The organism is Streptomyces antibioticus (assembly GCF_002019855.1).
Classification (GTDB): Bacteria; Actinomycetota; Actinomycetes; order Streptomycetales; family Streptomycetaceae; genus Streptomyces; species Streptomyces antibioticus_B.
This window is the reverse complement of sequence record NZ_CM007717.1, coordinates 7,794,232-7,819,663: the sequence shown is the minus strand read 5'-3', so window position 1 is coordinate 7,819,663 and position 25,432 is coordinate 7,794,232. Positions and strand designations below refer to the sequence as shown.

At 72.1% G+C, this 25,432-nt stretch carries 22 protein-coding genes; 5 read left to right on the top strand and 17 right to left on the bottom strand.

What is annotated here, in order from left to right:
- Positions 1-8: 8 nt before the first annotated feature.
- From AFM16_RS35305 to betA, 6 genes are all read right to left on the bottom strand, one after another.
- Positions 9-2,447 (bottom strand): GcvT family protein, encoded by a 2,439-nt coding sequence (locus tag AFM16_RS35305; protein ID WP_078636406.1) that lies wholly within the window; start codon positions 2,445-2,447, stop codon positions 9-11.
- A 201-nt stretch (positions 2,448-2,648) separates the two neighbouring features.
- Positions 2,649-3,626: an ABC transporter substrate-binding protein gene (locus tag AFM16_RS35300; protein ID WP_078636405.1), complete on the bottom strand. Its 978-nt coding sequence runs from the start codon at positions 3,624-3,626 to the stop codon at positions 2,649-2,651.
- 13 nt (positions 3,627-3,639) lie between these two features.
- Entirely contained in the window at positions 3,640-5,634 is a 1,995-nt protein-coding gene (locus AFM16_RS35295; protein WP_078636404.1) for an ABC transporter permease, read from the bottom strand.
- On the bottom strand, positions 5,631-6,719 hold the full coding sequence (locus AFM16_RS35290; RefSeq protein ID WP_078636403.1) for a quaternary amine ABC transporter ATP-binding protein: 1,089 nt from the start codon (positions 6,717-6,719) through the stop codon (positions 5,631-5,633). The genes AFM16_RS35295 and AFM16_RS35290 overlap by 4 nt, the downstream gene beginning before the upstream one ends.
- Before the next feature lie 20 nt (positions 6,720-6,739).
- On the bottom strand, positions 6,740-8,209 hold the full coding sequence (locus AFM16_RS35285) for an aldehyde dehydrogenase family protein (RefSeq protein ID WP_078636402.1): 1,470 nt from the start codon (positions 8,207-8,209) through the stop codon (positions 6,740-6,742).
- Positions 8,210-8,295: 86 nt separating this feature from the next.
- Complete coding sequence (betA, locus tag AFM16_RS35280) at positions 8,296-9,969, bottom strand: choline dehydrogenase (RefSeq protein ID WP_078636401.1); 1,674 nt, start codon at positions 9,967-9,969, stop codon at positions 8,296-8,298.
- 151 nt (positions 9,970-10,120) lie between these two features.
- On the opposite strand from betA, the gene AFM16_RS35275 reads away from it, so the two are divergent.
- Positions 10,121-10,918 carry an IclR family transcriptional regulator gene (locus tag AFM16_RS35275; RefSeq protein WP_179123346.1) on the top strand — a complete coding sequence of 266 codons (798 nt, stop codon included), beginning with the start codon at positions 10,121-10,123 and terminating at the stop codon, positions 10,916-10,918.
- A 4-nt stretch (positions 10,919-10,922) separates the two neighbouring features.
- Here the strand turns inward: AFM16_RS35275 and AFM16_RS35270 are convergent, their stop codons facing one another.
- The 4 genes from AFM16_RS35270 to AFM16_RS35255 all read right to left on the bottom strand — a co-directional run bounded on the left by AFM16_RS35270 (position 10,923) and on the right by AFM16_RS35255 (position 14,446).
- Complete coding sequence (locus tag AFM16_RS35270; RefSeq protein ID WP_078636400.1) at positions 10,923-12,056, bottom strand: aromatic ring-hydroxylating oxygenase subunit alpha; 1,134 nt, start codon at positions 12,054-12,056, stop codon at positions 10,923-10,925.
- 56 nt (positions 12,057-12,112) lie between these two features.
- Positions 12,113-13,273, bottom strand: a complete 1,161-nt coding sequence (locus AFM16_RS35265; RefSeq protein WP_078636399.1) for an NAD(P)/FAD-dependent oxidoreductase — start codon at positions 13,271-13,273, stop codon at positions 12,113-12,115.
- Positions 13,270-13,632 carry a bifunctional 3-phenylpropionate/cinnamic acid dioxygenase ferredoxin subunit gene (locus AFM16_RS35260; protein WP_030782863.1) on the bottom strand — a complete coding sequence of 121 codons (363 nt, stop codon included), beginning with the start codon at positions 13,630-13,632 and terminating at the stop codon, positions 13,270-13,272. The genes AFM16_RS35265 and AFM16_RS35260 overlap by 4 nt, the downstream gene beginning before the upstream one ends.
- A 178-nt stretch (positions 13,633-13,810) precedes the next feature.
- Entirely contained in the window at positions 13,811-14,446 is a 636-nt protein-coding gene (locus AFM16_RS35255; protein ID WP_030782865.1) for a hypothetical protein, read from the bottom strand.
- A 231-nt stretch (positions 14,447-14,677) separates the two neighbouring features.
- On the opposite strand from AFM16_RS35255, the gene AFM16_RS35250 reads away from it, so the two are divergent.
- The gene (locus AFM16_RS35250; protein ID WP_078636398.1) at positions 14,678-15,115 is read left to right on the top strand and encodes a DoxX family protein; all 438 of its coding nucleotides are present in this window, start codon (positions 14,678-14,680) and stop codon (positions 15,113-15,115) included.
- 70 nt (positions 15,116-15,185) lie between these two features.
- Here the strand turns inward: AFM16_RS35250 and paaE are convergent, their stop codons facing one another.
- The 7 genes from paaE to AFM16_RS35215 form a co-directional block, all read right to left on the bottom strand.
- Positions 15,186-16,295: a 1,2-phenylacetyl-CoA epoxidase subunit PaaE gene (paaE, locus tag AFM16_RS35245; protein WP_179123345.1), complete on the bottom strand. Its 1,110-nt coding sequence runs from the start codon at positions 16,293-16,295 to the stop codon at positions 15,186-15,188.
- A complete protein-coding gene (gene paaD / locus AFM16_RS35240) occupies positions 16,295-16,810 on the bottom strand; it encodes a 1,2-phenylacetyl-CoA epoxidase subunit PaaD (RefSeq protein ID WP_078636397.1) in 516 nt (171 codons plus the stop codon). The genes paaE and paaD overlap by 1 nt, the downstream gene beginning before the upstream one ends.
- Positions 16,804-17,634: a 1,2-phenylacetyl-CoA epoxidase subunit PaaC gene (gene paaC, locus AFM16_RS35235; protein WP_078636396.1), complete on the bottom strand. Its 831-nt coding sequence runs from the start codon at positions 17,632-17,634 to the stop codon at positions 16,804-16,806. The genes paaD and paaC overlap by 7 nt, the downstream gene beginning before the upstream one ends.
- Positions 17,635-17,673: 39 nt before the next feature.
- The gene (gene paaB, locus AFM16_RS35230) at positions 17,674-18,024 is read right to left on the bottom strand and encodes a 1,2-phenylacetyl-CoA epoxidase subunit PaaB (RefSeq protein ID WP_078636395.1); all 351 of its coding nucleotides are present in this window, start codon (positions 18,022-18,024) and stop codon (positions 17,674-17,676) included.
- Positions 18,021-18,995: a 1,2-phenylacetyl-CoA epoxidase subunit PaaA gene (paaA, locus tag AFM16_RS35225; protein WP_030782884.1), complete on the bottom strand. Its 975-nt coding sequence runs from the start codon at positions 18,993-18,995 to the stop codon at positions 18,021-18,023. Before paaA ends, paaB begins: the two co-directional genes overlap by 4 nt.
- A 133-nt stretch (positions 18,996-19,128) precedes the next feature.
- The gene (locus AFM16_RS35220; RefSeq protein WP_051780223.1) at positions 19,129-19,995 is read right to left on the bottom strand and encodes a 3-hydroxyacyl-CoA dehydrogenase family protein; all 867 of its coding nucleotides are present in this window, start codon (positions 19,993-19,995) and stop codon (positions 19,129-19,131) included.
- Positions 19,996-20,015: 20 nt separating this feature from the next.
- Positions 20,016-21,239: a thiolase family protein gene (locus AFM16_RS35215; RefSeq protein WP_078636394.1), complete on the bottom strand. Its 1,224-nt coding sequence runs from the start codon at positions 21,237-21,239 to the stop codon at positions 20,016-20,018.
- A 138-nt stretch (positions 21,240-21,377) separates the two neighbouring features.
- Between AFM16_RS35215 and paaI the strand changes: the two genes are divergently transcribed.
- From paaI to helR, 3 genes are all read left to right on the top strand, one after another.
- Entirely contained in the window at positions 21,378-21,821 is a 444-nt protein-coding gene (paaI, locus tag AFM16_RS35210) for a hydroxyphenylacetyl-CoA thioesterase PaaI (RefSeq protein WP_030782892.1), read from the top strand.
- Positions 21,818-23,164: a phenylacetate--CoA ligase PaaK gene (paaK, locus tag AFM16_RS35205; protein WP_078636393.1), complete on the top strand. Its 1,347-nt coding sequence runs from the start codon at positions 21,818-21,820 to the stop codon at positions 23,162-23,164. The genes paaI and paaK overlap by 4 nt, the downstream gene beginning before the upstream one ends.
- Before the next feature lie 111 nt (positions 23,165-23,275).
- A complete protein-coding gene (gene helR / locus AFM16_RS35200) occupies positions 23,276-25,429 on the top strand; it encodes an RNA polymerase recycling motor ATPase HelR (protein ID WP_030782897.1) in 2,154 nt (717 codons plus the stop codon).
- Positions 25,430-25,432 lie beyond the last annotated feature (3 nt).

Sequence of the window (25,432 nt, the reverse complement as noted above, 5' to 3'; positions counted from 1 at the left end):
TCCCTCTGTCAGCCACGGAGCCGGGACATCGCCGGGTCGAACAGCGGCTCCTCGGCGACGACGGCCGGCACCCGCCGGTCGAAGTAGCCGATGTCCAACGCGGTTCCGGGGACGGCGAGTTCGGCCGGGAGCCAGGCGTAGGCGATGCCCTTGCCGATCGTGTAGCCGTAGGCGGCGCTGGTGACGTAGCCGACCGCGCGCGGGCCGTCGTACACCGGTTCCTTGCCCATGACCACCGATCGCGGGTCGTCGATGGTGAGGCAGGTCAGTCTGCGCCGGACGTCGGCTCTACGGCGTTCCAGCGCGGCCCTGCCGATGAAGTCGCCCTTGTCGGGCCTGACGGCGAAGCCGACGCCGGCCTCGTAGGGGTCGTGCTCGTAGGTCATGTCGGTGCCGAAGGAGCGGTAACCCTTCTCCAGGCGGAGGCTGTTGAAGGCGCCGCGCCCGGCGACGACACCGCCGAGCGGTTCGGCCGCGCGCCACAGCGTGTCCCAGAGTTTCAGGCCCTGGTCGGCGGTGGTGTAGAGCTCCCAGCCGAGTTCACCGACGTAGGAGAGCCGCATCGCGGTGACCGGGACGCTGCCGATGTAGGTGTGCCTGGCGCGGAAGTACTTGAGGCCGTCGTTCGTGAAGTCGTCGTCGGTCAGGGGCTGGAGGACCTCGCGGGCGAGCGGGCCCCACAGGCCGACGCAGCAGGTGCCCGGGGTGAGGTCGCGGACCTGGACCGTGCCGTCGGCGGGGAGATGGCGGCGGAACCAGTCGAGGTCGAGGTTGCCGTTGGCGCCGACCTGGAACCGGTCGAGGGCGAGGCGGGCCACGGTGATGTCGCTGCGGATGCCGCCGTCGTGGCCGAGCAGCAGGGTGTAGGTGACCGAGCCGACGGACTTGGCGACCTTGCCGGTGCACAGCCGCTCCAGGAAGGCGGCGGCGCCCGGACCGGTCACCTCCAGGCGTTTGAGAGCGGTCATGTCGTACATCGCGACGGTCTCGCGGGTGAGTTGGGCCTCGGCGCCGACGATCGGCGACCAGTACCGCGCGGCCCAGTCGTTCGGGGTGGGGATGTCACGGCCCTCTACCAGCCGGGCGTTGGTCTCGTACCAGTGCGGGCGTTCCCAGCCGTTCGCCTCCAGGAAGAAGGCGCCGTGCGCCTGTTGGCGCGGGTGGAAGGGGCTGGTGCGGATCGGGCGCGGGTCGCCGGAGGGCTGGAGGGGGTGGAGGATGTCGTAGACCTCGACGAAGTTGCGGCAGTCGCGGGCCAGAACGTACTCCGGGGCGAGCTGGTGCGGTTCGAAGCGGTTGACGTCGCACTCGTGCAGGTCGAACGAGGAGCAGTGGCCGTCGACCAGCCATTCGGCGACGGCCCGTCCGACGCCGGCGGAGTGGGTGACCCAGACGGCCTCGGCGACCCAGAAGCCCTTGAGGTCCGGGGACTCGCCGAGCAGCGGGAAGTTGTCGGTGGTGAAGGAGAACAGGCCGTTGACGCCCTCCTCGATCGCCGCGTCCTTCGTGGCGGGCAGCAGGGAGGTGGTCTCGGTCCAGGCGTCGGTGAAGTCGTCCTCGGTGAACTTCAGGACCGAGGGCATGGTGGCGGCGTCGTCGAAGGGGAGGATGTCGTCGGCGGGGACCGGCATGGGGCGGTGGCCGTAGAAGCCGACGCCGAGGCCGTCGAAGCGGTCGCGGTAGTAGAGGTCGGCGTCCTGGTGGCGCAGGATCGGGCGGACCGCCTCCTCCTTCTGTCCGGCGAGGGCCGGGATCGGGCCGGTCCAGGCGAGCTGGTGGGCGAGCGGGGTGAGCGGGAGGTCCAGGCCGGCCATGCGGGCGATCCGCGGGCCCCAGATGCCGGCGCAGCACACCACGACGTCGGCGGGGATCTCGCCCCGGTCGGTGCGGACGCCGGTGACGCGGCCGTCCTCCCTCAGGAGGTCGAGGACTTCGTGGCGGGCGAGGCAGCGCACGCCGCGTGCGGTGGCCCGGCGGAGCTGCGCCTCGACGGCGAGGACGGCCTTGGCGATGCCGTCGGTGGGCACCAGGAGGCCGCCCAGGACGCGGTCCGGGTCGAGCAGGGGGTGCTGTGCCACGCACTCGGTGGGGGTCAGCAGCCGGGCCTCGACGCCCCAGGCGGTGATCCAGCCGTGCCGGCGGTGCAGTTCGGTCAGGCGCTCCGGGGTGGTCGCGACTTCGAGGCCGCCGACCTGGAGGAAGCAGGGCTCGCCGTCGACGTCGAGGGAGCCGAACTTCTCGACGGTGTACCGGGCCAGCTCGGTCATGGTCTTGGAGGAGTTGGTCTGGAAGACCAGGCCGGGGGCGTGCGAGCTGGAGCCGCCGGTGGCGGGGAGCGGTCCCTGGTCGACCACGGTCACGTCGGTCCAGCCGAGTGCGGAGAGTTCGTCCGCGAGTGCCGCGCCGACGACCCCCGCTCCGATGATGACCACGCGGGGTCCCGCCATCGCCGCACCTCCGGTCCGAAGCGAAGTTGCTGTGTGCGCAACATGACTCAGGTTGCGCAACTCAGCGTGCCCGCCTGGGGAAGGGGGTGTCAAGAGGCCCGTGACGCGGGGGAACGGTCCCGGACACGAGGACGCCCGGCGGGCGGTGCGCAGCTCTGCGCACCGCCCGCCGGGCGTCGTCGAACGGCCTTGCCTCATGCCCTACTTGAGCCAGGCGTCGACCTTCGCGCGGTTCGCCTCGACCCACTTCTTCGCGGCCGCCTCCGGGGTCAGCTTGTCCACCGCGATGTACTTCGCCACCACGTTCTGGTCGTCGTTGGTCCAGGTGAAGTTCTTGACCAGGTCGTAGGCCGGGCTGCCCGACGTGGCGAACTTCGCGCTGACGAGCTTGTCCAGGTCGTAGACGGGATAGTCGCAGGCGACCTTCTCCGCGTCGGCGTCACAGCCCTCCTCGTACGGCGGCAACTCGACCTTGACGAGCGGTACTTCGGACAGGAACCACTGGGGCTCGTAGAAGTAGCCGATCACCCATTCCTTGTTCTTCTCGGCCTTGCGGAACGCCTGGATGAGCGCGGTCTCGCTGCCCGCGTACACGACCTTGAAGTCGAGTTTCAGATTCTTGACGAGCGCCTCGTCGTTGGTGACGTACGACGGGTCGCCGTCGAGGAGCTGGCCCTTGCCGCCCGACTCCGAGGTCCTGAACTTCGCCGCGTACTTGTTGAGGTTCTTCCAGTCGGTGATGTCGGGGTGGGCCTTCGCCAGCCACGGCGGCACGTACCAGCCGATGATGCCCTTGTTGCCGGTCGGGCCGGCCTCCACGGCGGTCTTCTGGCCGGTGACGTACTTCTTCTTGAGGTCGTCGTGGCCCCAGTTCTCCAGGATCGCGTCGACCTCGCCGGTGCCGAAGCCCTGCCAGGCGATCTCCTCCTTGAGGTCCTTCTGGGTGACCTTGCAGCCGAGGTCGTGTTCCGCGACGTACGCGACGACCGCCGCGTCCGCCTCGTACCCCACCCACGGGTTGACCGCCAGGTTGAAGGTGCCGCACGAGCCGGAGCCCGACGAGCCGTCCGCGCCCGAGGAGCCGTCGCCGACCTTCGCGCCGCCGCAGCCGGCGAGGGCGAGGGCGAGGACCGCCACGCCGACCGCACCGGCTCTGAGGTGTTCTGCCTGCCTTGCCATGGTCCGTAGCTCCTTACGCGCTGGTACGCCGCGCCGCTGCCTGGGTGATCCGGTCGAACATGACACCGAGAAGGACGATGGCCAGCCCCGCGGCGAGCCCCTTCCCGTACAACTGGCCCTGCGAGAAACCGGCCACGACGTCGTAGCCGAGGGCGCCCGCGCCCACCAGACCGCCGACCACGACCATCGACAGGACGTAGATCAGCCCCTGGTTGGTCGCGAGGGTCAGCGCGCCGCGGGCCATCGGGAGCTGGACCTTGGTGATGAGCTGCCAGGTGCCGCATCCGGCCGCGGTGGCCGCCTCCACGGTGGCGGCGGGCACCTGCCGCACCCCGTCCGCGACGATCTTCGTGGCGACGGGGGCGGCGTAGACGACGGCGGCGACGATCGCCGTGAAGCGGGTCGCCCCGAACAGCGCGAGGAACGGCACGAGATAGACGAACGGCGGCATCACCTGGGCCGCGTCGAGCGTCGGCCGGATCAGCCGGTCCACCAGCGCGCTGCGCCCCATCCAGACGCCGAGGGCGACGCCGAGCAGCATCACGAGCACCGTGGCGACGAGCGTCGAGGCGAGGGTCGTCATCGCGTCCGACCACAGGCCGGTGCCGACCAGCAGACCGACGCACACCGCCGCGGTGATCCCGGCGCGCCGCCCGCCGAACACGGTGCCGAGCGCGACGAGCACGGCGCCGACGAGCCACCACGGGGAGTCGGTGAGCAGGGTCTGGAACGGGTTGAGCAGTCCCTCGGTGAGGGTGTCGCGGACGGTGTTGGTGAGCCCGGAGAGATGGTCCTGCACCCAGAGCGTGGCGGTGTCGGCCGCGCTCGCGACGGAGCGTCCGACGCCGCCCTCGCCGGGGAACTCCGCCGCCCACACATAGGTGTGCGAGAGATAGACCAGGACCAGGGTGATCGCCGCGCCCGCGCCCAGCAGCGGCCGCCGCCAGGCCGCGAAGCGGCTGCCGGACCGCCGGGCGGCCTCCGCGCGGACCCCGGCGGCGGTGGTGACCCGGTCGAGGACGATCGCCATGACGACGATGGACAGGCCCGCGTTGAAGGCGGTGCCCACGTCGAGCGACTGGAGCGCCTGGACGACGGTCTTGCCGAGGCCGGGCGCGTCGATGAGGGCCGCGATGGTCACCATGGCCAGCGCCGCCATGATCGACTGGTTGACGCCGAGGATCACGGTCCGCCGGGACAGCGGCAGCAGGACCTTCAGCAGGGCCTGGCGGCGGGTCGCGCCGAGCGACTCGGCGGCCTCGACGGTGGCCTCGGGCACGGACCGTACGGCGTGCGCGGTGATCCTGATGGCGGGCGGTGCCGCGTAGATCACCGTGGCGATGGTGGCGGAGGCGGGGCCGATGAGGAAGAACAGCGTCAGCGGCGCCAGGTAGACGAAGGTCGGCATGGTCTGCATGAAGTCGAGGAACGGCTTCAGGATCCGGTCGACGCGGTCGGAGACGCCCGCCCACACGCCCAGCGGGATCGCGAACAGCAGTGCCGTCAGGACCGCCGAGAGGGTGAGCGCCAGGGTGTCCATGCTCTCCTGCCACAGGCCCTGGAGCCCGAGGAAGGTGAACCCGGCGACCGCGAGCAGCGCGACCCGCCAGTTGCCCACGGCCCAGGAGACATAGCCGGCGAGGCCGACGACACCGAGCCAGCCGATCTGCGGCAGGGGCCGGCCGGCGGAGGGCTGGGAGATCAGTTCCTGGACGAAGGTCACCAGGGTGTCGACGACGAGGCGGATCTCGTTGAAGAAGTACAGGAAGAGCGGGTTGGAGTCGCGGTCGGCGCCGATCGCGTCGTTGACGTCGTTGAACCACCGGTGCAGACCGGTGAGATCGGCCGCCGCCAGGGACAGGGTGTGCCGGCCGCGCAGTACGGCGAAGAGCACCAGCCAGACGCCGAGGATCACGGCGACCAGCAGGGGCCGGCCGATCCGCCTCTCGCGCCGGACGGGGGCGGGTGCGGGGTCGGCCGCCCGCGGTTTCTCGACGACGGCGGTCACCCGTCGCCCTCCCGGCCGGCGACCACCGCGAGGATCTCCTCGTCGCCGACGATGCCGAGCAGTTCGCCGTTCTCGACGACCTTGACGGGTTTCTCGGCGGCGAGCACCGCGCGGGTGGCCTCCCGTACGACGACGTGGGGGCCGAGTTCGGGGCCGTCGAGGGCGTCGTCGTCGGTGGGGGCGCGCATGATGCGGCGCAGGGTGAGGACGTCGCCGCGGGGCACGTCCTTGACGAACGAGCGGACGTAGTCGTCCGCCGGGGCGCCTACGAGATCGTCGCCGGTGCCGCACTGGACGGTGCGGCCGTCGCGCATGATGAGGATGCGGTCGCCGAGTCTGAGGGCCTCGGAGAGGTCGTGGGTGATGAACACCATCGTCTTGCCGACCTCGCGGTGCAGACGGACGACCTCGTTCTGCATGTCGCGGCGGATCAGCGGGTCGAGGGCGGAGAACGGCTCGTCGAAGAAGAGGACGTCGGGGTCGCCGGCCAACGCCCGTGCGAGGCCGACGCGTTGTTGCATCCCGCCGGAGAGCTGGTCGGGGTAGGCGTGTTCGTAGCCGGCGAGTCCGACCAGTTCCACGACCTCCCTGGCCCGCCGGGTGCGTTCGGCCCGGCCGGTGCCGCGTATCTCCAGGCCGAAGGCGACGTTGTCCAGCACCTGACGGTGCGGCAGCAGGCCGAAGTGCTGGAAGACCATGGAGAATTTGCTGCGCCGCAGCTCGCGCAGGCGGGCCCGGTCGGCGCGGCGGATGTCCTCGCCCTCGAACTCGATGCGGCCGGCGGTGGGTTCGACCAGCCGGGTCAGACAGCGCACCAGGGTGGACTTGCCGGATCCGGAGAGTCCCATGACGACGAAGACCTCGCCGGGCCGGACGTCGAAGTCCACGGCGCGGACGGCGGCGGTGCAGCCGGTGCGGTCCAGCAGTTCGCGGCGGGTCAGCCCGCGCAACTCCTCGGAGTCGGGGACCCGTTCGGCCTTCGGCCCGAACACCTTCCACAGATTGCGCACGGAGACGACCGGGGTGGCGGACGCGTCCCGCGCTGTGCCGCGCGGCGGGGGGACCTCGGTCCGGGTGGGGGTCACGATCGACCTCTTTTCGGCGTTCAGCCGCGGAACCAGCGCTGCGGCCGGGGTTGGATGTTCTGCCAGATGTGTTTGGGTTCCCGGTATTCGTCCAGGCCGGTCGGTCCCAGCTCCCGGCCCACGCCCGAGTGCCCGAAGCCACCCCATTCCGCCTGCGGCACATAGGGGTGGTAGTCGTTGATCCACACCGTGCCGTGGCGCAGCGCGCGGGCGACCCGCTGGGCCTTTCCGGCGTCCTGGGTCCAGACGGCTCCGGCGAGTCCGTAGTCGGTGTCGTTGGCGATGCGTACGGCGTCGTCCTCGTCGGTGAAGCGCTCCACGGTGAGCACGGGTCCGAAGGACTCCTCGTGCACGACGCCCATGTCCTGCCGGCACTCGTCGAGGACGGTCGGCGGGTAGTAGTGGCCGGCGGCGAGGGCGGGGTCGTCGGGACGGCGGCCGCCGCAGCGCAGGACGGCGCCCTCGGCGAGGCCGGCCGCGACGTACGCCTCGACCTTGTCGCGGTGGGCGGCGGAGATCAGCGGTCCGGTCTCGGCGTCGGGGTCGAAGGGGCCGCCGAGGCGGATCCGCCGGGCGCGGCGGACGACCTCGTCCACGAAACGGTCGTGCAGGCAGTCCTCGACGATCAGGCGGGCGCCGGCGGAGCAGACCTGGCCGGAGTGCAGGAAGACGGCGGTGAGCGCGAAGTCCACCGCGGTGTCGAAGTCGGCGTCGGCGAACACCACGTTGGGGTTCTTGCCGCCGAGTTCGAGGGCGACCTTCTTCACGCCCGCCGCGGCGGCGGCCATGATCCGCCGTCCGGTCGCGAGGCCGCCGGTGAAGGAGACGAGGTCGACGTCGGGGTGGTCCGCGAGGGGCGCGCCCACCTCGGGTCCGGCGCCGAGGACGAGGTTGGCGGCACCGGCCGGGAGCCCGGCCTCTTCCAGCGCCCGCATGAGCAAGATCGCGGTGGAGGGGGTCAGTTCACTGGGTTTGAGGACGAGCGTGTTGCCGGCCAGCAGGGCGGGCGCGACCTTCCAGGACGCCTGGAGCAGCGGGTAGTTCCAGGGGGTGATCAGCCCGCACACGCCGACCGGTTCGTGGACGACGCGGCTCACGGCGTCGTCGCGGCCGGTGTCGATCACCCGGCCCGCGTCGGTGCCCGCGATGCCGCCGTAGTGGCGCAGACAGGAGACGACGTCGGCGATGTCGTACTCGCTCTCCACCAGCCGTTTGCCGGTGTCGAGGGATTCGGCGCGGGCGAACTCCTTGGCGTCGCGCTCGATCAGGGCGGCGGTGCGCAACAGCAGGGCGCCGCGCTCGCGTTCGGGGGTGCGCGGCCAGGGTCCCGTGTCGAAGGCCCGGCGGGCGGCGGCGATGGCGGCCTCCGTGTCGGGGCGGGTTCCCTCGGAGACGGTCGCCGCGAGGGTGCCGTCGGCGGGACATCGGATGTCCCGGAGGCCGCCGGCCACCGGGGCCCGCCATGCGCCGTCCACGTACAGGTCTGCCACGCGCCGAGCCTTTCCACGGAAGTGCGTTGCGCATTGTGCATCCGATTGCTTGTGGTGGAACACCTTGGCGAATGTCCTGACAGACGTCAAGGGGTTGTCTGTTTCCGGCCGTCGGGGTGGCGGTAGTACACGGCCCCGGACGGCGCCAGGGGTTCGTTGCCGAGGATCAGGTCGGCGGCCTTCTCGGCGATCATCATCACGGGCGCGTAGATGTTGCCGTTGGTGACGTACGGCATCACCGACGCGTCGACCACCCGCAGTCCGTCGACTCCGTGGACACGCAGGCTCGTCGGGTCGACGACGGCCATGTCGTCGGTGCCCATCCGGCAGGTGCAGGAGGGGTGCAGGGCCGTCTCGCCCTCCCGGGCGACCCAGGCGAGGATCTCCTCGTCGGTCTCCACCGACGGGCCGGGCGAGACCTCGCCGTCGTTGTAGGGGGCGAGCGCGGGCTGCGCGAGGATCGCGCGGGCCACCCGGATCGCCTCCACCCATTCACGGCGGTCCTGCGCGGTGGAGAGGTAGTTGAAGCGCAGCGCCGGGTGTTCGCGCGGATCCCTGCTCTTGATCTTCACCGAGCCGCGGGCGTCGGAGTACATCGGCCCGACGTGCACCTGGTAGCCGTGGCCGCCGGCCGGGGCGGAGCCGTCGTAGCGGACGGCGATCGGCAGGAAGTGGAACATCAGGTTGGGGTAGGCGACGTCGTCGTTGCTGCGGGCGAATCCGCCGGCCTCGAAGTGGTTGGTCGCGGCGGGGCCCTTGCGGAAGAGCCACTGGAGTCCGATGAAGGGGGCGCGCCACTTGGCCAGGTACGGCTGCACGGAGACGGGCTGCCGGCAGGCGTACTGGACGTAGACCTCCAGATGGTCCTGGAGGTTCTCGCCGACGCCCGGCAGATCGTGGACGACGTCGATGCCGAGGGCGCCCAGTTCCGCCGCGTTGCCGATGCCGGAGAGCTGAAGAAGCTGCGGGGAGTTGATCGCCCCGCCGCACAGGATCACCTCGCGGGCGCGGACCTGGCGCGGTGCGCCCTTGCCGCGCCGGTACTCGACGCCGACGGCGCGTTTGCCCTCGAACAGCACGCGGGTGACGAGCGCCCTGGTCCGCACGGTGAGGTTGGGGCGCCGCCTCACGGGCTTGAGGTACGCCTTGGAGGCGGACAGCCGCCGTCCGCGGTGGACGTTGCGGTCGAAGGCGGCGAAGCCCTCCTGGCGGTAGCCGTTGACGTCGTCGGTGGGGGCGTAGCCCGCCTCCTGGGTGGCGGCGAGGAAGGCGCCGAACAGGGGGTTGGTGGCCGGGCCGCGTTCCAGGACGAGGGGGCCGTCGTGACCGCGGAACTCGTCGTCGGGGCCGGCCGCGAGACAGTTCTCCATCCGCCGGAAGTACGGCAGACAGTGCGCGTAGTCCCAGGTCTCCATCCCGGGACCGGCCGCCCAGCGCTCGTAGTCCAGGGGGTTGCCGCGCTGGAAGATCATGCCGTTGATGCTGCTGGAGCCGCCCAGCACCTTGCCGCGTGCGTGATAGATGCGCCGGCCGCCCATATGGGGTTCGGGCTCGGACTCGTACTTCCAGTCGTAGAAACGGCTGCCGATCGGATAGGTCAGCGCCGCGGGCATGTGGATGAAGACGTCCCACGGACGGTCCGGGCGGCCGGCCTCCAGGACCAGCACCTTGTTCGCCGGGTCCGCCGAGAGCCTGTTCGCCAGTGCGCTGCCGGCCGATCCGCCGCCGACGATGACGAAGTCGTACTGCAAGGGAGCCATGGGGCCTCGTCTCGCTCGCGCCGTCGATACGCCAGGCATGCTAGTACCGGCATCACAATGTGCACCAGGTTGCGGACCGCGCAACCTACCGGCCCTGTATTTCGGGGCCGTTACTTGCGATCGCGTTGTTTACTACGCGTATAGTTTCACTGTGAGCAACTACAGCACTGACACCGAATCGTCGAATCCGCAGGCCGGCGGGGTCCAGTCGGTGGACCGCGCCATCAGCGTCCTGGAGATCCTGGCCCAGCGCGGCGAGGCGGGCGTCAGCGAGGTGGCGGGCGAGATCGACGTTCACAAGTCCACCGCCTTCCGGCTGCTCGGCGCCCTGGAGGCACGCGGTCTGGTGGAGCAGGCGGGCGAACGCGGCAAGTACCGGCTCGGGTTCGGCATCGTCCGCCTGGCCGGCGCGGTGACGGGCCGTATCGACATCACCCAGCAGGGCCGCCCGGTCTGCGAACGCCTCGCGGAGGAGATCGGCGAGACCGTCAACATCGCGGTGATGCAGGAGCGCTACGCGATCAACCTGTACCAGGTGCGCGGCCCCGGCGCCGTCACCGCGCACAACTGGGTGGGCCAGCTCACCCCGTTGCACGCCACGTCCAGCGGCAAGATCCTGCTCGCCCATCTCCCGGCGAAGGAGCGGGCCGCGCTGCTCACCGACGCCGGGCTGAAGAAGGTCACCCCGCACACCATCACCGCGAAGACCAAGCTGGAGAAGAACCTCGCCGAGGCGCGGGAGCGGGGCTACGCCTGGACGCTGGAGGAGCTGGAGATCGGCCTGCACGCCATGGCCGCGCCGATCCGCGACCGGGACGGCCTGGTCGTCGCGGCGCTCAGCGCTTCGGGGCCCTCGTACCGCTTCACCGAGGAGCGGCTGCACGAACTGGCGCCGCTGCTGCTCAAGGGCGCGGAGGAGATCAGCCACCGGATGGGCCACCTGGGCTGAGCGGCTACGGTCGCCCCGCCGTGCCCAGGCGTTCGGTCACCCAGGTGTGGAAGGCGCCGATGTGGTGCTCGCTGGGCACCAGCACACCGCCCTTGGCGTACAGCCGGGACCTCATCCCCGGCTGGGTGCGCTCGCACGCCTCGAAGTCCTGCCGGTTGACCCGGTCGAACAGCTCCACGGACCGGCTGACGTCCTTGCCGCTCTCCACGACGTGCGGGAGATACAGCCAGTCGCACTCGACGATCGTGCGGTCGACGGCCGCCGGGTACATCCGGTGGAGGATGACGTGGTCGGGCACGAGGTTGATGAACACCTGCGGTTTGACGGTGATCGCGTAGTAGCGCCGGTCCTGTTCCTCGGCGACGCCCGGTATCCGGTCCAGGCCCGCCGAGCCGTCGACGGTGAAGCCCTCGATGTCCGCGCCGAACTCGGCGCCGTGGCCCACGTAGTACTGGGCGGCGTAGCCGTCGGCGAACTCCGGCAGCACCTCGGTGAGTTCGGGGTGGATCGTGGCGCAGTGGTAGCACTCCATGAAGTTCTCGACGATGAGCTTCCAGTTGGCCTTCACGTCGTACACGATCCGCCGGCCGACGGAGAGGTTCTCGATGCCGTAGTGCTCGATCGACTCGACGTCGCCGAGCCGGCCGACGACCTCGCCGACGACGTCCTCCTCGAAGGACGGCGGCCGTTCCGCGAGGCAGACCCAGACATAGCCGAGCCACTCGCGGGTGGCCACGCTCACCAGGCCGTACTCGGTGCGGCCGACGTCGGGCATCCTGGTGAGGTTGGGCGCGGCGACCAGTGTGCCGTCCAGGCCGTAGGTCCAGGCGTGGTACGGGCATTGGAAGGCCCGTCTGACCTCGCCGGACTCCTCGGTGAGCAGTTTCGCCCCGCGGTGCCGGCAGACGTTGAAGTAGGCGCGGATCGAGTGGTCGCGGGCCCGGGTGACGAGGACGCTCTCGCGGCCCACGTCGACCGTGCGGAAGGCGCCGGGCCTGGCCAGGTCGGAGGAGCGCGCGACACAGAACCACATGGTCTCGAAGATGCGCTCCTGTTCCTGGGCGAAGATCCCGGGATCGGTGTAGGAGGCGCCGGGGAGGGTGGCGATCAGGCTGTCGGGCAGGCCGGTCGAGGTCACGGTGCACTCCTCGGGGAACGTCGTTGGGAGTGGGAGCGAACGGGTTGCGCCCGTGGTCAGGCGAGTTGCTTGCGCCAACGGGTGAACAGCCGGGGCTGGTTCATCCCCAGGACGGCCACCGGCCGTCCGGCGCTCCGGTAGACGGCCAGGACGTCACGCCCCTCCGGGGTGCCCGCCTCGACCGTCACGCTGTCGGCGCCGGCCGCGTGCCCGGCGAACTGGACGCGTACGCCGTACTGGTCCGACCAGAAGTACGGCGCCCTGGGCACGCCGGGTGCGACCGCGCCGCCCGTCAGCAGGGCGGCGACGGCGGCGGCCGGCCGCTCCCGGGCGCCGGTCCAGTGCTCGACCCGGCGGTGGGCGCCGGTGCGCGGGTCCCACCAGGCGGCGCAGTCGCCGACCGCGACCACCCCGGCCAGGTCGGTCCTGCCGTCCGCGCCGCAGACCACGCCGTCGTCCAGGCGGAGGCCGGAGCCCTCCAGCCACTCGACGCACGGCCCGGCCCCCACGCCGACGACGACGATGTCCGCCGGGACACTGCGGCCGTCCTCCAGCAGGACGGCGTCGACCCGGGCCTCACCGCCGAGCCCCTTGACGCCCACCCCGCACCACAGCCGTACGCCGTGGTCGGTGTGGAGGGCGGAGACGAGGGCGCCCATGGTCTCCCCGAGCGGTCCGGCGAGCGGAGTCGGAGCGGCCTCGACCACCGTGACGTCCAGGCCGAGACCGGACGCGGTGGCGGCGACCTCGGCGCCGATGAAGCCGCCGCCGATCACCACCAGCCGTCCGCCGAGGGCCAGTTCGTCGCGCAGGGCGCGGGCGTCGTCCAGGGTGCGCAGGGTGTGCACCCCGGCGAGGCCCGTACTGCCGGGCAGGGTGCGCGGGGCGGCGCCGGTGGCGATCACGACGCCGTCGGCGCGGACGCTCCGGCCGTCGGAGAGGTGAACCGTGCCACCGGGAAGGGGCGTTGTGTCGAGGTGTGTCGCGCGGACGCCGAGCAGCCACTCCGCCCGCAGGTCCTCGCCGTCCGTCTCCAGCGCGAGTTCCGCCTCACCGAGGGTGCCGGACAGGAACTCCTTGGACAACGGCGGCCGGTCGTAGGGGCGATGGGCCTCCTCGCCGATGACGACGAGCCGTCCGTCGTAGCCCTGCCCGCGCAGCGCGCGTGCCGCGGACAGGCCCGCCAGGGAGGCCCCCACGACGGCGACCGTCCTCACGCGGGGCCTCCGGCGAGCCGGCTCGCGACGCAGGGCGGCAGACGGGGCGCTTCCGCGGAGAGCCGTACATGGATCACGCCGTCCGCGACGACGACCTCGTGCGTGCGGACCGGGTGCTTGGCCGGCGGGGCGTCCACGGCACCGGTGCGCAGGTCGAACTTCGAGGCGTGCAGCGGGCATTCGACCTCGCAGCCCTCCAGCCAGCCGTCGGCGAGCGAGGCGTCCTGATGGGTGCAGGTGTCGTCGATGGCGTACAGCTCGCCGTCATCGGTATGGAACACCGAGACCGGCGGATCGATGTCGAGCCGGAGAGCCTCGCCTCGCGGGAGATCCGCAAGACGGCACGCGGGAATCATCATGACACCTCGGTGCGTATAACGAAACGGATTGCGATAAGCGCAACGTCAGTCTGAGAGTTGCCCTGAACCCTTGTCAAGGAGTTCACAGGCCACGCCCGACCGGAGGAATCAGTTGCGCTTCACGCAATCCGGAGCGTCATGAGAAACATGCCGAGGGAGCCGTGACGGCCGCCGCGGGTCAGTAGCGCTGGGCCTTGGCGACCTCGGCGGTCAGCGGGGGCTCCGGGGGCTTGCGGCTGATGGCGAGCGGGGTGGCCCGGGCGCCGGGCGCGAGGTCCTCCGCGCCGACGAACCGCGTCTCGACGACCTTGCCGTCGGCGTCGCGGAAGTCGACCTGGACGGCATAGGAGGCCGTCTCGTCCGTGCGGTTGGTGATGTTCACGACGACCGCGAGCAGACCGCTCGTCTCGGCGCGCGGCTTTCCGGTGAGGGAGACGTCGGCGGTGGCGTTGCCCTTGCCGTCGACGTCCTTGAGTTCCTGTTCGGCGGCCCGGTTGGCGCGGGCCACCTCCGCGGAGACGGACGCCTCGAACTCCGAGGCCCGTGCCGAGGCGGAGGCGGCCGCGGAGGAGGCGGCCGCGCGGGCGGACTCCTTGACGGACGCGCCGAGCGAGGAGAGGGCGGAGGGCACCGGGCCGCTGAAGGAGGCGGTGTCGGGGGCCGAGGGGGTGACCGAGGCGTCGCCGTCACCGTTGTCGTCGCTGCACGAGACCAGCGCGGTCGCGCCCACGACGGTCATGACCACGCCGACGACGGCGGACGCGGCGCGGGTGCGCAGCAGCTTCGACTTCGCCTCGGACACGCCGTCGCTCATGGGACCGGACCCTTCGTGGAGTTTTCCGTGACATTTCATACCTTTTACCCAGCTCGCTCCATCGTGCCCCGCACGCTTCCCTGGGGCCACCCAGCACGGCGCGGAAGAGTGGTCCCCATCGGCTTGAACCGCTCGGGTCCCACAGACGTACGGAGTACCGGGAGAGTCCGTGCCCGGCACCCGCCGGCCGCGGCTGCGCCCGATCCGACACCACACGTTCGAGGAGTACCGATGACCACTTCGCGCCTCAGCGACGGGCTGACGACGCGCCAGCCCCTCGTGCTGGGTCTGTTCCGCATCGTGCTTGGCCTGCTCTTCACCAGCGAGGGCGCTGCCACGGTCTTCGGGGTGCTGGACCGCAAGGCCAGTCCGGTGGGCGACTGGCCGTTCTGGTACGCCGGGGTCATCGAGCTGGTGTGCGGCGCCCTGGTCCTGCTGGGCCTCGGGACGCGCGGCGCGGCCTTCCTCAGCTCGGGGATCATGGCGTTCGCCTACTTCACCGAGCACCAGAAGGACGGCCTGTTCCCCCTCCAGAACGGCGGTCTCGCCCCCGTCCTGTTCTGCTGGGGCTTCCTGCTCCTGGTGTTCTACGGCCCCGGCGCGCTCGCCCTGTCGAGCCTGTTCCGCCGGGAGAGCGGCGCCCGGTCCGGGGCGCCCGAGACGGCCTGACGCGCCGGCACGCGTCCGGCCCGCCGCCCCCGGTGTACGCGGGGAACGGCGGGCCGGCGCGGTGCGGGACCTAGCTGTCGAAGTCGACGGTGAGGGTCTCGGAGACCGGGAAGGTCTGGCAGGTCAGGACGTAGCCCGCGTCGACCTCGGCGGGTTCGAGGGCGTAGTTGCGGCGCATGTCGGCCTCGCCGTCGACGACCAGGGCGCGGCAGGTGCCGCAGACGCCGCCCTTGCAGGCGAACGGCAGGTCGGGGCGGGTCTTCTGGGCGCCGTCGAGGATGGTCGCGGCCCGGGACAGCGGGCTGGTGGTGGAGCGTCCGTCGAGGGTGAGGGTGACCTGGCTGACCGGGCCCTCGGCGACGGCGTCCTCGTGGCGGACCTCGCGCACCGGTTCGTCGTCGGCGAAGAACAGCTCGCGGTGGACGCGGTCCGCGGGGACCCCGAGACCGGTCAGGACGCGCTGCGCGTCGCGGACCATGCCGTGCGGGCCGCACAGCCACCAGTGGTCGGCCTCGGTCACGTCGACCAGGCCCTCCACGAGGGCGGCGAGCCGGTCGCCGTCGAGCCGCCCGCTGAGCACCTCGGCCTCGCGGGGCTCGCGGGACAGGACATGGGCGAGCTGGAAGCGGGTGGGGTGCAGGTCCTTGAGATCGGCGAGGTCGTCGGCGAACATCACCGAGTCGGTGCGCCGGTTGCCGTAGAAGAGGGTGACGCGGGAGCGGTCGTCGGCGGCGAGGACGGACTCGGCGATGGACAGCATCGGGGTGATGCCGGAGCCGGCCGCGACCAGCACGTGGTGCCCGGGCGCGGTGAGGTCGGGGGTGAAGGCGCCGGTGGGCGCCATGACCTCGATGACGTCACCGGGGCCGACCTCGTGGACCAGCCAGGAGGAGAACAGCCCGCCGGGCACCTCGCGCACCCCGATCCGGGGGCGGGCGCCAGCCGGTGCGCAGATGGAGTACGAGCGCCGTTCGTCACGGCCGTCCACCTCGCGGCGCAGGGTGAGGGACTGGCCGGGGGCGAAGGCGAACTCGCCGGCCAGCTCGTCCGACACGTCGAAGGCCACGGCCACCGCGTCGTCGCACAGCCGCTGGACGTCGGCCACGCGCAGCGGGTGGAAGGCGGGCCGACGGCGGACCGCCCGGGCCGGGGCGGGGGCGGGGCTCAGCAGCTCTGCCATCAGATCTCCTTGACGTACTCGAACGGCTCGCGGCAGGCGAGGCAGCGCCACAGCGCCTTGCAGGAGGTGGCGCCGAACCGGGAGGTCTCCTCGGTGTCCTGCGAGCCGCAGCGCGGACAGGCCACCACGCGGCGCACCGGCGACAGCACCAGCGGCACCGGGCCGGGCGCGGGGCGCGGGGCGGGTCCCGGCGGGGCGATTCCGTGCTCGGCGAGCTTGCGGCGGCCTGCGGGGGTGATCCAGTCGGTGGTCCACGGCGGGTCGAGGACCGTACGGACCTCCACGCGCGGGTAGCCGGCCGCGGTCAGCCGGGCGGCGACCGCGGCGCGCATCTCGGCCATCGCCGGGCAGCCGGAGTAGGTGGGGGTCAGGCTCGCCACGACGGTGCCGTCCGCGCCGACCTCGACCGAGCGCAGGACGCCCAGGTCGGCGAGGGTGAGCATGGGCAGTTCGGGGTCCGGGACGCGCTCGGCGACGTCCCGGGCGCGCCGGACGTCCGGCAGGGTCGTCACCATGTCGCCCCCGGGTGGGCACGGGCCACGGACTGGAGTTCGGCCAGCAGCGGCGCGAGGTGCTCGGTGTGGTCGCCGTCGCGGCCGGATCCGGCGAGCGGCTGCACGGCGGGCAGGGCGAGACCGGTCGCCTCCCCCACCTGGTCCAGGACGGCGAGGACCTCGCCGCGCACGTCGTGGGCCGTGAACAGCTCGGGCAGGTACGGGGCGACGTCCCGCAGGGCGGCCCGCATCCGGCGGTGCGACTCCTCGGTGCCGTCGCCCAGCCGCACCGCCCATTCGGCGGCCCACTGCCGGTGGTACGTCAGCTCCTTGACGCCCTTGACGGCGATCGCGGCGAGCACCGGGTCCGCGGTGCCCGTGAGCCGCTGGAGGTGCGCGAGCCGCCAACTGGAAAGCACCAGCAGCCGTACGACGCTGAACGCGAAGTCGCCGTTGGGCAGTTCGGCCAGCCGGACGTTGCGGAAGGCGGGCGCGTCGCGGTCGTAGGCGTAGGCGTCCTCGTCGCGACCGGTGCCGTCGGCGTGGCCGGTGCGCGCGTACAGCAGACGGGCCTGGCCGAGCAGGTCGAGGCCGATGTTGGCGAGGGCGACCTCCTCCTCCAGCTCGGGGGCGCGGGTGGTCCACTCGGCCAGCCGCTGCGCCGAGACGAGCGCGTCGTCGCCGAGGGCGAGGCAGAGCGCGGCGAGTTCCGCCCGGTCCACGCCCGCCGGGACATCGGTGTCCACGCCGTGCAGCGGGTCCTCGAAGCCGGTGCCGAAGGCCCAGCGGGCGTCGCCGTCGTCGTGTCCCTCGGCGAGGGACAGATAGACGTGGTCCTCACTCATGCCCTGCTCCTGCTCATGCCCTGTGCTCCTGGATGTGTCCTAGATGTGCGGGACGTCGTCGGGGATGTCGTAGAAGGTGGGGTGGCGGTACACCTTGTCGGCGCTGGGGGCGAAGAAGGGGTCCTTCTCGTCGCGGGTGGAGGCCGCGATGTGCTCCGAGCGCACGACCCAGATGCTCACCCCCTCGTTGCGCCGGGTGTACAGGTCCCGGGCGTGGGTGAGGGCCATCCGGTCGTCGGCGGCGTGCAGGGAGCCGACGTGCACGTGGTTGAGGCCGCGCTTGCCGCGGACGAACACCTCGTACAGCGGCCAGTTCGCCCTGGTCTCGCGCTGTCCGGGCTCCCGCTGTCCGGTCGTCCCCTGCTGCCCGGTCTCCTGCGTGTCGCTCATACCGCCGCTCCCTGCTGTGCGCGTGCCGTCTGCTTCGCCGCGTGGGCCGCGGCCGCCTCCCGGACCCAGGCGCCCTCCTCGTGGGCGGTGCGGCGGCGCTCGACGCGCTGCGCGTTGCACGGTCCGTCGCCCTTGATGACCCGCATCAGCTCGTCCCAGTCGGGGGTGCCGAAGTCGTGCCGGCCGCGTTCCTCGTTCCACCGCAGGTCGGGGTCGGGGAGGGTGACGCCGAGCTTCTCCGCCTGCGGCACGGTCATGTCGACGAAGCGCTGGCGCAGTTCGTCGTTGCTGTGGCGCTTGATCTTCCAGGCCATGGAGGCCGCGGAGTTGGGGGAGTTCTCGTCGGGCGGTCCGAACATCATCAGGGACGGCCACCACCAGCGGTTCACCGAGTCCTGCACCATCTGCCGCTGGGCGTCGGTGCCGGACATCATGGTGCGCAGCAGTTCGTAGCCCTGCCGCTGGTGGAAGGACTCCTCCTTGCAGATGCGCACCATGGCCCGCGCGTAGGGGCCGTAGGAGCTGCGGCACAGGGGGACCTGGTTGCAGATGGCCGCGCCGTCCACGAACCAGCCGATCACGCCGACGTCGGCGAAGGTCGGCGTCGGGTAGTTGAAGATCGACGAGTACTTCTGGCGGCCCTCGATCAGCCGCTCGGTGAGGTCGGCGCGGTCGGCGCCGAGGGTCTCGGCGGCGGAGTACAGGTAGAGCCCGTGACCGGCCTCGTCCTGGACCTTCGCGAACAGGATCGCCTTGCGGCGCAGCGACGGCGCGCGCGTGATCCACTCGCCCTCCGGCTGCATGCCGATGATCTCCGAGTGCGCGTGCTGGGCGATCTGCCGGATCAGCGTCCTGCGGTAGCCGTCCGGCATCCAGTCGCGCGGCTCGATGCGCTGGTCGCGCGCGATGGTGGCCTCGAAGTACTCCTCGTACTCCTCGGGCGCCGCGAGGACGGGCGGTCCGTCGTTCATGCCATCTCCCCTACGTCCCCTACCGACCATTCGTTCGGTTCATCATACGACGCCGCCCCCGGGTCCACACAAGGGGTGAGCTTCAGGTCCGGGTGTACGTCAGCTCCGGGTCTACGTCAGCTCCGGGTGTCCGTCAGCTCCAGGTGTAGAAGCCGCGGCCCGTCTTGCGGCCCAGTTCACCGCGGGCGACCTTCTCGCGCAGCAGCCGGGGCGGGGCGAAGCGGTCGCCGAGGGTGGCGTGGAGGTGTTCGGCGATGGCGAGCCGGACGTCGAGGCCGACCAGGTCGGTCAGGCGCAGCGGGCCCATCGGGTGCTTGTAGCCGAGCCGCATCGCGTCGTCGATGGCCTCGGGTTCCGCGACGCCCTCCTCGACCATGCGGATCGCCTCCAGACCGAGGGCGAGACCGAGGCGGCTGCTGGCGAAGCCGGGCGAGTCCTTCACCACGACGTCCTGCTTGCCGAGGCTCCGCGTCCAGTCGAGGGCGGCCCGCCGGGTGCGGTCGTCGGTGTCCGGCGCGAGGACGATCTCGATCAGCTCGGAGGCGGGCACCGGGTTGAAGAAGTGCATGCCGAGGAAGCGTCCCGGCCGGGTGAGCGCGGCGGCCAGCTCGGTGACGGAGAGGGAGCTGGTGTTGCTGGCCAGGACGGTCGTCGCGCTCACGGCGCGCTCGGCGGCGGCCAGGACCGTGGCCTTGAGGGCGGCGTCCTCGGGGACGGCCTCCACGACCAGGTCGGCGTCCGCGGGCAGGTCCTCGACGGTCCGGGCCGTGCGGACGCGGGCGAGGACCCGGTCGGCGGGCTCGGTCAGCCGGTCGCGCGCGGCGGCCCGCTCCAGACCGGCGGCGACCCGGTCCAGGGCGGCGGCGGCCGCCTCGGCGCCGCTCTCGACGACGGTGACCGAGGAGCCGGCGGCGGCGAAGGACTGCGCGATACCGGCGCCCATCCGGCCGCCGCCGATCACACCGACGACCGCGGGGGCCGTGCTCAGGTCTGTGGTCATGTCCGACGTCCCTTCCGTGCTCACACCCGCTCCACCAGCATCGCGACGCCCTGGCCGACACCCACGCACAGGGTGGCGAGGCCCCGGCGGGCGTCCTCGCGCTCCAGCCGGCCCAGCAGGGTGAGCAGGATGCGGGCGCCGGAGCAGCCGAGCGGGTGGCCGAGGGCGATGGCGCCGCCGTCGGCGTTGACCTTGTCCTCGTCCAGCTTGAGACGGCGGATCACGGCGAGGGCCTGCACGGCGAACGCCTCGTTCAGCTCGACCGCGTCGAGGTCGCCGGTGCCCCATCCGGCGCGGGCGAGGGCCTTCTCGGTGGCGGGCACCGGGCCGAGGCCCATCACGTTCGGCTGGACACCGGCCGAGGCGGAGGTGACGATCCGGGCGCGCGGGGTGAGCCCGTGGCGCTCGACGGCCGCCGCGCTCGCCACCACGAGGGCGGCCGCGCCGTCGGACAGCGGTGAGGCGGAGCCCGCCGTCACGACGCCGTCCGCTCGGAAGACCGTACGCAGCGTGCCGAGCTTCTCCAGGGTCGTCGAAGCGCGCGGCCCCTCGTCGCGGGTGACCTCGCCGTCCTTCACCGGGACCGGCACGATCTCCCGGTCGAAGTGCCCGGCCTCCTGGGCCGCGAGGGCCCGCCGGTGGCTGCGCAGGGCGAAGGCGTCGGAGTCGGCGCGGGTGATGCCGTCGAGCGCGGCGACCTCCTCGGCGGTCTCGCCCATCGACAGGGTCGTGCGCACCGCCTCGGGTCCGGCACCGGCGGGCACGGCCCGGTCGGCGGCGGCGAAGCGGGGGTTGGTGAAGCGCCAGCCCAGGGAGGTGTCGTGCACCTCGCCCGGCTTGGCCCACGGGGTGCCGGGCTTGGCCATCACCCAGGGCGCGCGGGTCATGGACTCCACTCCCCCGGCGACGACCAGGTCCGCCTCGCCGGAGCGGATCGCCTGCGCGGCGGAGGCGACGGCGGTCAGACCCGAGGCGCAGAGCCGGTTGACGGTGTAGCCGGGCACGGTGTGCGGGAGCCCGGCCAGCAGTACGGCCATCCGCGCCACGTCCCGGTTGTCCTCACCGGCCTGGTTGGCGGCGCCGAGGATCACCTCGTCCACGGCCTCCGGCGGGATCCCGGCGCGGCGCACGGCCTCGCCGACCACGAGGGCGGCCAGGTCGTCGGGGCGTACGGAGGCCAGAGCGCCGCCGTAGCGGCCCTGCGGGGTGCGGGCGCCGTCGATCAGATAGACCTCGTCGGGCATGTGCAGGCTCCTCTGCGGTGACCGGGCGGGCGCTCCTCGCGCCACGCGTCCACCTCTTGACAGGCGAGGTTCGTCGCTGGGTAAGTTGACCCTGCCGCACGCTAACCGAATGTTCGGTCGGTACACAAGGTGGTGGGAATGGCGACACGAGCCACGGGAACGGCAGCCGGACCGGGCCCCGTCACGACGATGTTCGCCGCGGACGAGGCGTCCCGGCGGCTCGGCATCGAACTGCTCGACCACGGCGACGGAACGGCCGTGGTCCGGATGACCGTGACGGACGCGATGGTCAACGGGCACGGGATCGCCCACGGCGGCTATCTGTTCCTCCTCGCCGACACCGCCTTCGCGTGCGCGTGCAACGGTCACGGCCCCGTGACCGTCGCCGCCGGCGCCGACATCGTGTTCGTCGCCTCCGCCCACGAGGGCGACGTCCTCACGGCCACCGCCGTGGAACGCACCCGGTTCGGCCGCAGCGGCGTCTACGACGTGAGCGTCCTGCGCGGCGACACGGTGATCGCGGAGTTCCGCGGCCGCAGTCGCAGCCTCAGGAGTACGACCCCCAAGGAGCCGCAGCCATGACCAGCGAGCCGGAGACCCCCGCGCAGACCCCCGCCCGCCGGGGCGAGCCCCTGCCCGAGGGGCTGGCCGACGACGCCGAGCGCCTGTCGCGCGCGGACCTGCGCGACCTCCAGCTTCGCCGGCTGCGCGCGACCCTGCGGCACGCCTACGACAACGTCGAGCTGTACCGCAAGAAGTTCGACGCGGCCGGTGTCACCCCCGAGGACTGCCGCGCGCTGGAGGATCTGGCCCGGTTCCCCTTCACCACCAAGGCCGATCTGCGCGACACCTACCCCTTCGGGATGTTCGCGGTCCCGATGGACCAGGTCCGCCGGGTGCACGCCTCCAGCGGCACCACGGGCCGCCCGACCGTGGTCGGCTACACCGAGAACGACCTGTCGATGTGGGCGGACGTGGTCGCCCGCTCGATCCGCGCCGCCGGCGGCCGGCCCGGCCACAAGGTGCACATCTCCTACGGCTACGGCCTGTTCACCGGCGGCCTCGGCGCGCACTACGGCGCCGAACGCGCCGGGTGCACGGTGATCCCCGCCTCGGGCGGCATGACCGCGCGCCAGGTGCAGATCATCCAGGACTTCCGGCCCGAGATCATCATGGTCACCCCCTCCTACATGCTCACCCTGCTGGACGAGTTCGAGCGGCAGGGCGTCGACCCGCGCTCCACCTCCCTGAGGGTGGGCATCTTCGGCGCGGAGCCGTGGACGGAGGCGATGCGCCGGGAGATCGAGGAGCGCATGGACATCCACGCCGTCGACATATACGGCCTGTCGGAGGTGATCGGTCCCGGGGTGGCCCAGGAGTGCGTGGAGACCAAGGACGGCCTGCACGTGTGGGAGGACCACTTCTACCCGGAGGTCGTCGACCCCTTCACGGACGACGTCCTGCCCGAGGGCCAGGAGGGCGAGCTGGTCTTCACCTCCCTCACCAAGGAGGCGCTGCCGATCATCCGCTACCGCACCCGGGATCTGACCCGGCTGCTGCCCGGCACCGCGCGGCCCGCGTTCCGCCGGATCGAGAAGATCACCGGCCGCTGCGACGACATGATCATCCTGCGCGGGGTGAACGTCTTCCCCAGCCAGATCGAGGAGATCGTGCTGCGCACGCCCGGGGTGGCCCCGCACTTCCAGATCGAGCTGACCCGGCGCGAGCGGATGGACCACATGACGGTCCGTGTCGAGTCCCGCCCGGACACGCCCGCCGACGGCCGTGACGCCGCCGCGCGCGCCATCGCCAAGGGTGTCAAGGACGGTGTGGGCGTGAGCGTCGAGGTCACGATCGTCGAACCGGACACCCTGGAGCGCTCCCTGGGCAAGCTGCGCCGGGTGAAGGACCGACGCGAGACGTGATCCCTCGGGCGTGGATCACATGGGTGAGACGGGTGTGAGGCTGCCGTTACGATCGACGGGGAGGGGCCGTCCGCGTTCACCTCCGGTGACCCCACGTTCGGAGCCCCTCAGATGAACCCCCTGGCCGACAGCGCCTTCGCCCTTCCCGACCGGCTCGCCGCGAAGGCCGACCCGGCGCTGATCGCCGACGACGAGCGGCATTTCGCGGCGATCGCGCGGTGCATGGAGCAGTCGATCGCCGAGGTGTCCGAGCGTCTCGACGCCGAGCGCCGAGCGCCCGGCGGTACGGGGCGGCAGGCGATGGACCGGGACACCGAGATCCACCGGCTCACCACCCGGCTGCGCGCGCTGCGCCGCTTCGGCCTCGACCTGTGTCTCGGCCGGATGGTCGGGGAGGACGGCGCCGAGCCCGTCTACGTCGGCCGGCTGGGCCTCACCGACAGCACGGGCCGCCGGCTGCTGCTGGACTGGCGTTCCCCCGCGGCCGCGCCGTTCTTCGGCGCCACCCACGCCGACCCGATGGCGCTGACGAGCCGCCGCCGGTACCGCTGGACGCGGGGCCGGATCAGCGACTACTGGGACGAGGTGTTCACCTCGGACGGGTTCGCCGGGCATGCCGCGCTGGACGACCAGTCCGCGTTCATCGCGAGCCTGGGCGCCGACCGGTCGCCGCGGATGCGGGACGTGCTCGGCACGATCCAGGCCGACCAGGACGCCGTCATCCGCGCGGGGTCGCGCGGTGCGCTGGTGGTCGACGGCGGTCCTGGCACCGGCAAGACGGTCGTCGCCCTGCACCGCTCCGCCTATCTGCTGTACTCCGATCCCCGGCTCGGGCACCGCAGGGGCGGCGTGCTGTTCGTGGGCCCGCACCGGCCGTACCTGGCGTACGTCGCCGACGTCCTGCCGAGTCTGGGCGAGGAGGGCGTGCAGACCTGCACCCTTCGGGACCTGGTCGCCGAGGGCGCCACGGCGACGGTCGAGAGCGATCCGGAGGTGGCCCGTCTGAAGGCGTCCGCGCGGCTGGTGCGGGCGATCGAGACGGGCGTGAGGTTCTACGAGGAGCCGCCCGCCAAGGGCATGACGGTCGCCACCCACTGGTCGGACATCTGGCTGAGCCCCGAGGACTGGGCCACCGCCTTCGAGGCGGCCGAGCCCGGCACCCCGCACAACGAGGCCCGGGAGCAGGTCTGGCAGGAGCTGCTCACCCTCCTGATCGACAAGCACGACGGCGACGCCGCGCCGGAACTGCTGCGCAGGTCCCTGGTGGGCAACCGGGAGCTGCGCGCCGCCTTCAACCGCGCCTGGCCGCTGCTGGAGGCGGCCGACCTGGTCGGGGACCTCTGGTCGGTGCCCGCCTATCTGCGGCTGTGCGCGCCCTGGCTCGACGCGGACGAGGTGCGCCGGCTCCAGCGCGCGGACGCCCACGCCTGGACGGTGTCCGACCTGCCGTTCCTGGACGCGGCACGGCAGCGGCTCGGCGACCCGGAGGAGGCGCTGCGCAAGCGCCGTGACGCCGCCGCGCTGGCCGCGGAACGCGCCCGTATGTCCCGGGTGATCGACAGCCTGCTCGCGGCCGACGACGACGGTGAGGGCGCGGTGACCATGCTGCACGGCCAGGATCTCCAGGACAGCCTGGTCGACGAGGGCGCGCTGACGGTTCCCGAACCGGACCTGCTCGCCGGGCCGTTCGCGCATGTCGTCGTGGACGAGGCCCAGGAACTGACCGACGCGGAGTGGCAGATGCTGCTGCTGCGCTGCCCGTCCCGGAGCTTCACGATCGTCGGGGACCGGGCGCAGGCCCGGCACGGCTTCACCGAGTCGTGGCGGGAGCGGCTGGCGCGGGTCGGCCTCGACCGGATCGAGCTGGCGTCGCTGAGCGTCAACTACCGTACGCCGGAGGAGATCATGGCGGAGGCCGAGCCGGTGATCCGGGCCGTGCTGCCGGACGCCAACGTGCCGGTGTCGGTGCGCAGCGGCGGGGTGCCCGTCCTGCACGGGCCCGCCGCGGATCTGGACGCGGTGCTCGACGGCTGGCTGGCCGAGCACGCGGAGGGCACCGTCTGTGTGATCGGTGCCCCCGCGTTCCGGCCGAGGGACCGGGTCCGCTCCCTGACTCCCGAACTCTGCAAGGGACTCGAGTTCGATCTGGTCGTCCTCGTCGACCCGCAGGACTTCGGCACGGGCGTCGAGGGAGCGGTCGACCACTACGTCGCCATGACCCGGGCGACGCGGCAGCTCGTGGTCCTCACGAGTGGAACTCCCTGATTC

What these genes read in the sequence shown, in the direction of transcription:
- paaE (WP_179123345.1), bottom strand. Translation starts at nt 16,295, where the DNA reads ATGGCAGAGCTGCTGAGCCCCGCCCCCGCCCCGGCCCGGGCGGTCCGC.
- AFM16_RS35305 (WP_078636406.1), bottom strand. Translation starts at nt 2,447, where the DNA reads ATGGCGGGACCCCGCGTGGTCATCATCGGAGCGGGGGTCGTCGGCGCG.
- helR (WP_030782897.1), top strand. Translation starts at nt 23,276, where the DNA reads ATGAACCCCCTGGCCGACAGCGCCTTCGCCCTTCCCGACCGGCTCGCC.
- AFM16_RS35255 (WP_030782865.1), bottom strand. Translation starts at nt 14,446, where the DNA reads ATGAGCGACGGCGTGTCCGAGGCGAAGTCGAAGCTGCTGCGCACCCGC.
- betA (WP_078636401.1), bottom strand. Translation starts at nt 9,969, where the DNA reads ATGGCTCCCTTGCAGTACGACTTCGTCATCGTCGGCGGCGGATCGGCC.
- AFM16_RS35300 (WP_078636405.1), bottom strand. Translation starts at nt 3,626, where the DNA reads ATGGCAAGGCAGGCAGAACACCTCAGAGCCGGTGCGGTCGGCGTGGCG.
- AFM16_RS35250 (WP_078636398.1), top strand. Translation starts at nt 14,678, where the DNA reads ATGACCACTTCGCGCCTCAGCGACGGGCTGACGACGCGCCAGCCCCTC.
- paaK (WP_078636393.1), top strand. Translation starts at nt 21,818, where the DNA reads ATGACCAGCGAGCCGGAGACCCCCGCGCAGACCCCCGCCCGCCGGGGC.
- paaB (WP_078636395.1), bottom strand. Translation starts at nt 18,024, where the DNA reads ATGAGCGACACGCAGGAGACCGGGCAGCAGGGGACGACCGGACAGCGG.
- AFM16_RS35215 (WP_078636394.1), bottom strand. Translation starts at nt 21,239, where the DNA reads ATGCCCGACGAGGTCTATCTGATCGACGGCGCCCGCACCCCGCAGGGC.
- AFM16_RS35220 (WP_051780223.1), bottom strand. Translation starts at nt 19,995, where the DNA reads ATGACCACAGACCTGAGCACGGCCCCCGCGGTCGTCGGTGTGATCGGC.
- paaI (WP_030782892.1), top strand. Translation starts at nt 21,378, where the DNA reads ATGGCGACACGAGCCACGGGAACGGCAGCCGGACCGGGCCCCGTCACG.
- paaC (WP_078636396.1), bottom strand. Translation starts at nt 17,634, where the DNA reads ATGAGTGAGGACCACGTCTATCTGTCCCTCGCCGAGGGACACGACGAC.
- paaD (WP_078636397.1), bottom strand. Translation starts at nt 16,810, where the DNA reads ATGGTGACGACCCTGCCGGACGTCCGGCGCGCCCGGGACGTCGCCGAG.
- paaA (WP_030782884.1), bottom strand. Translation starts at nt 18,995, where the DNA reads ATGAACGACGGACCGCCCGTCCTCGCGGCGCCCGAGGAGTACGAGGAG.
- AFM16_RS35260 (WP_030782863.1), bottom strand. Translation starts at nt 13,632, where the DNA reads ATGATGATTCCCGCGTGCCGTCTTGCGGATCTCCCGCGAGGCGAGGCT.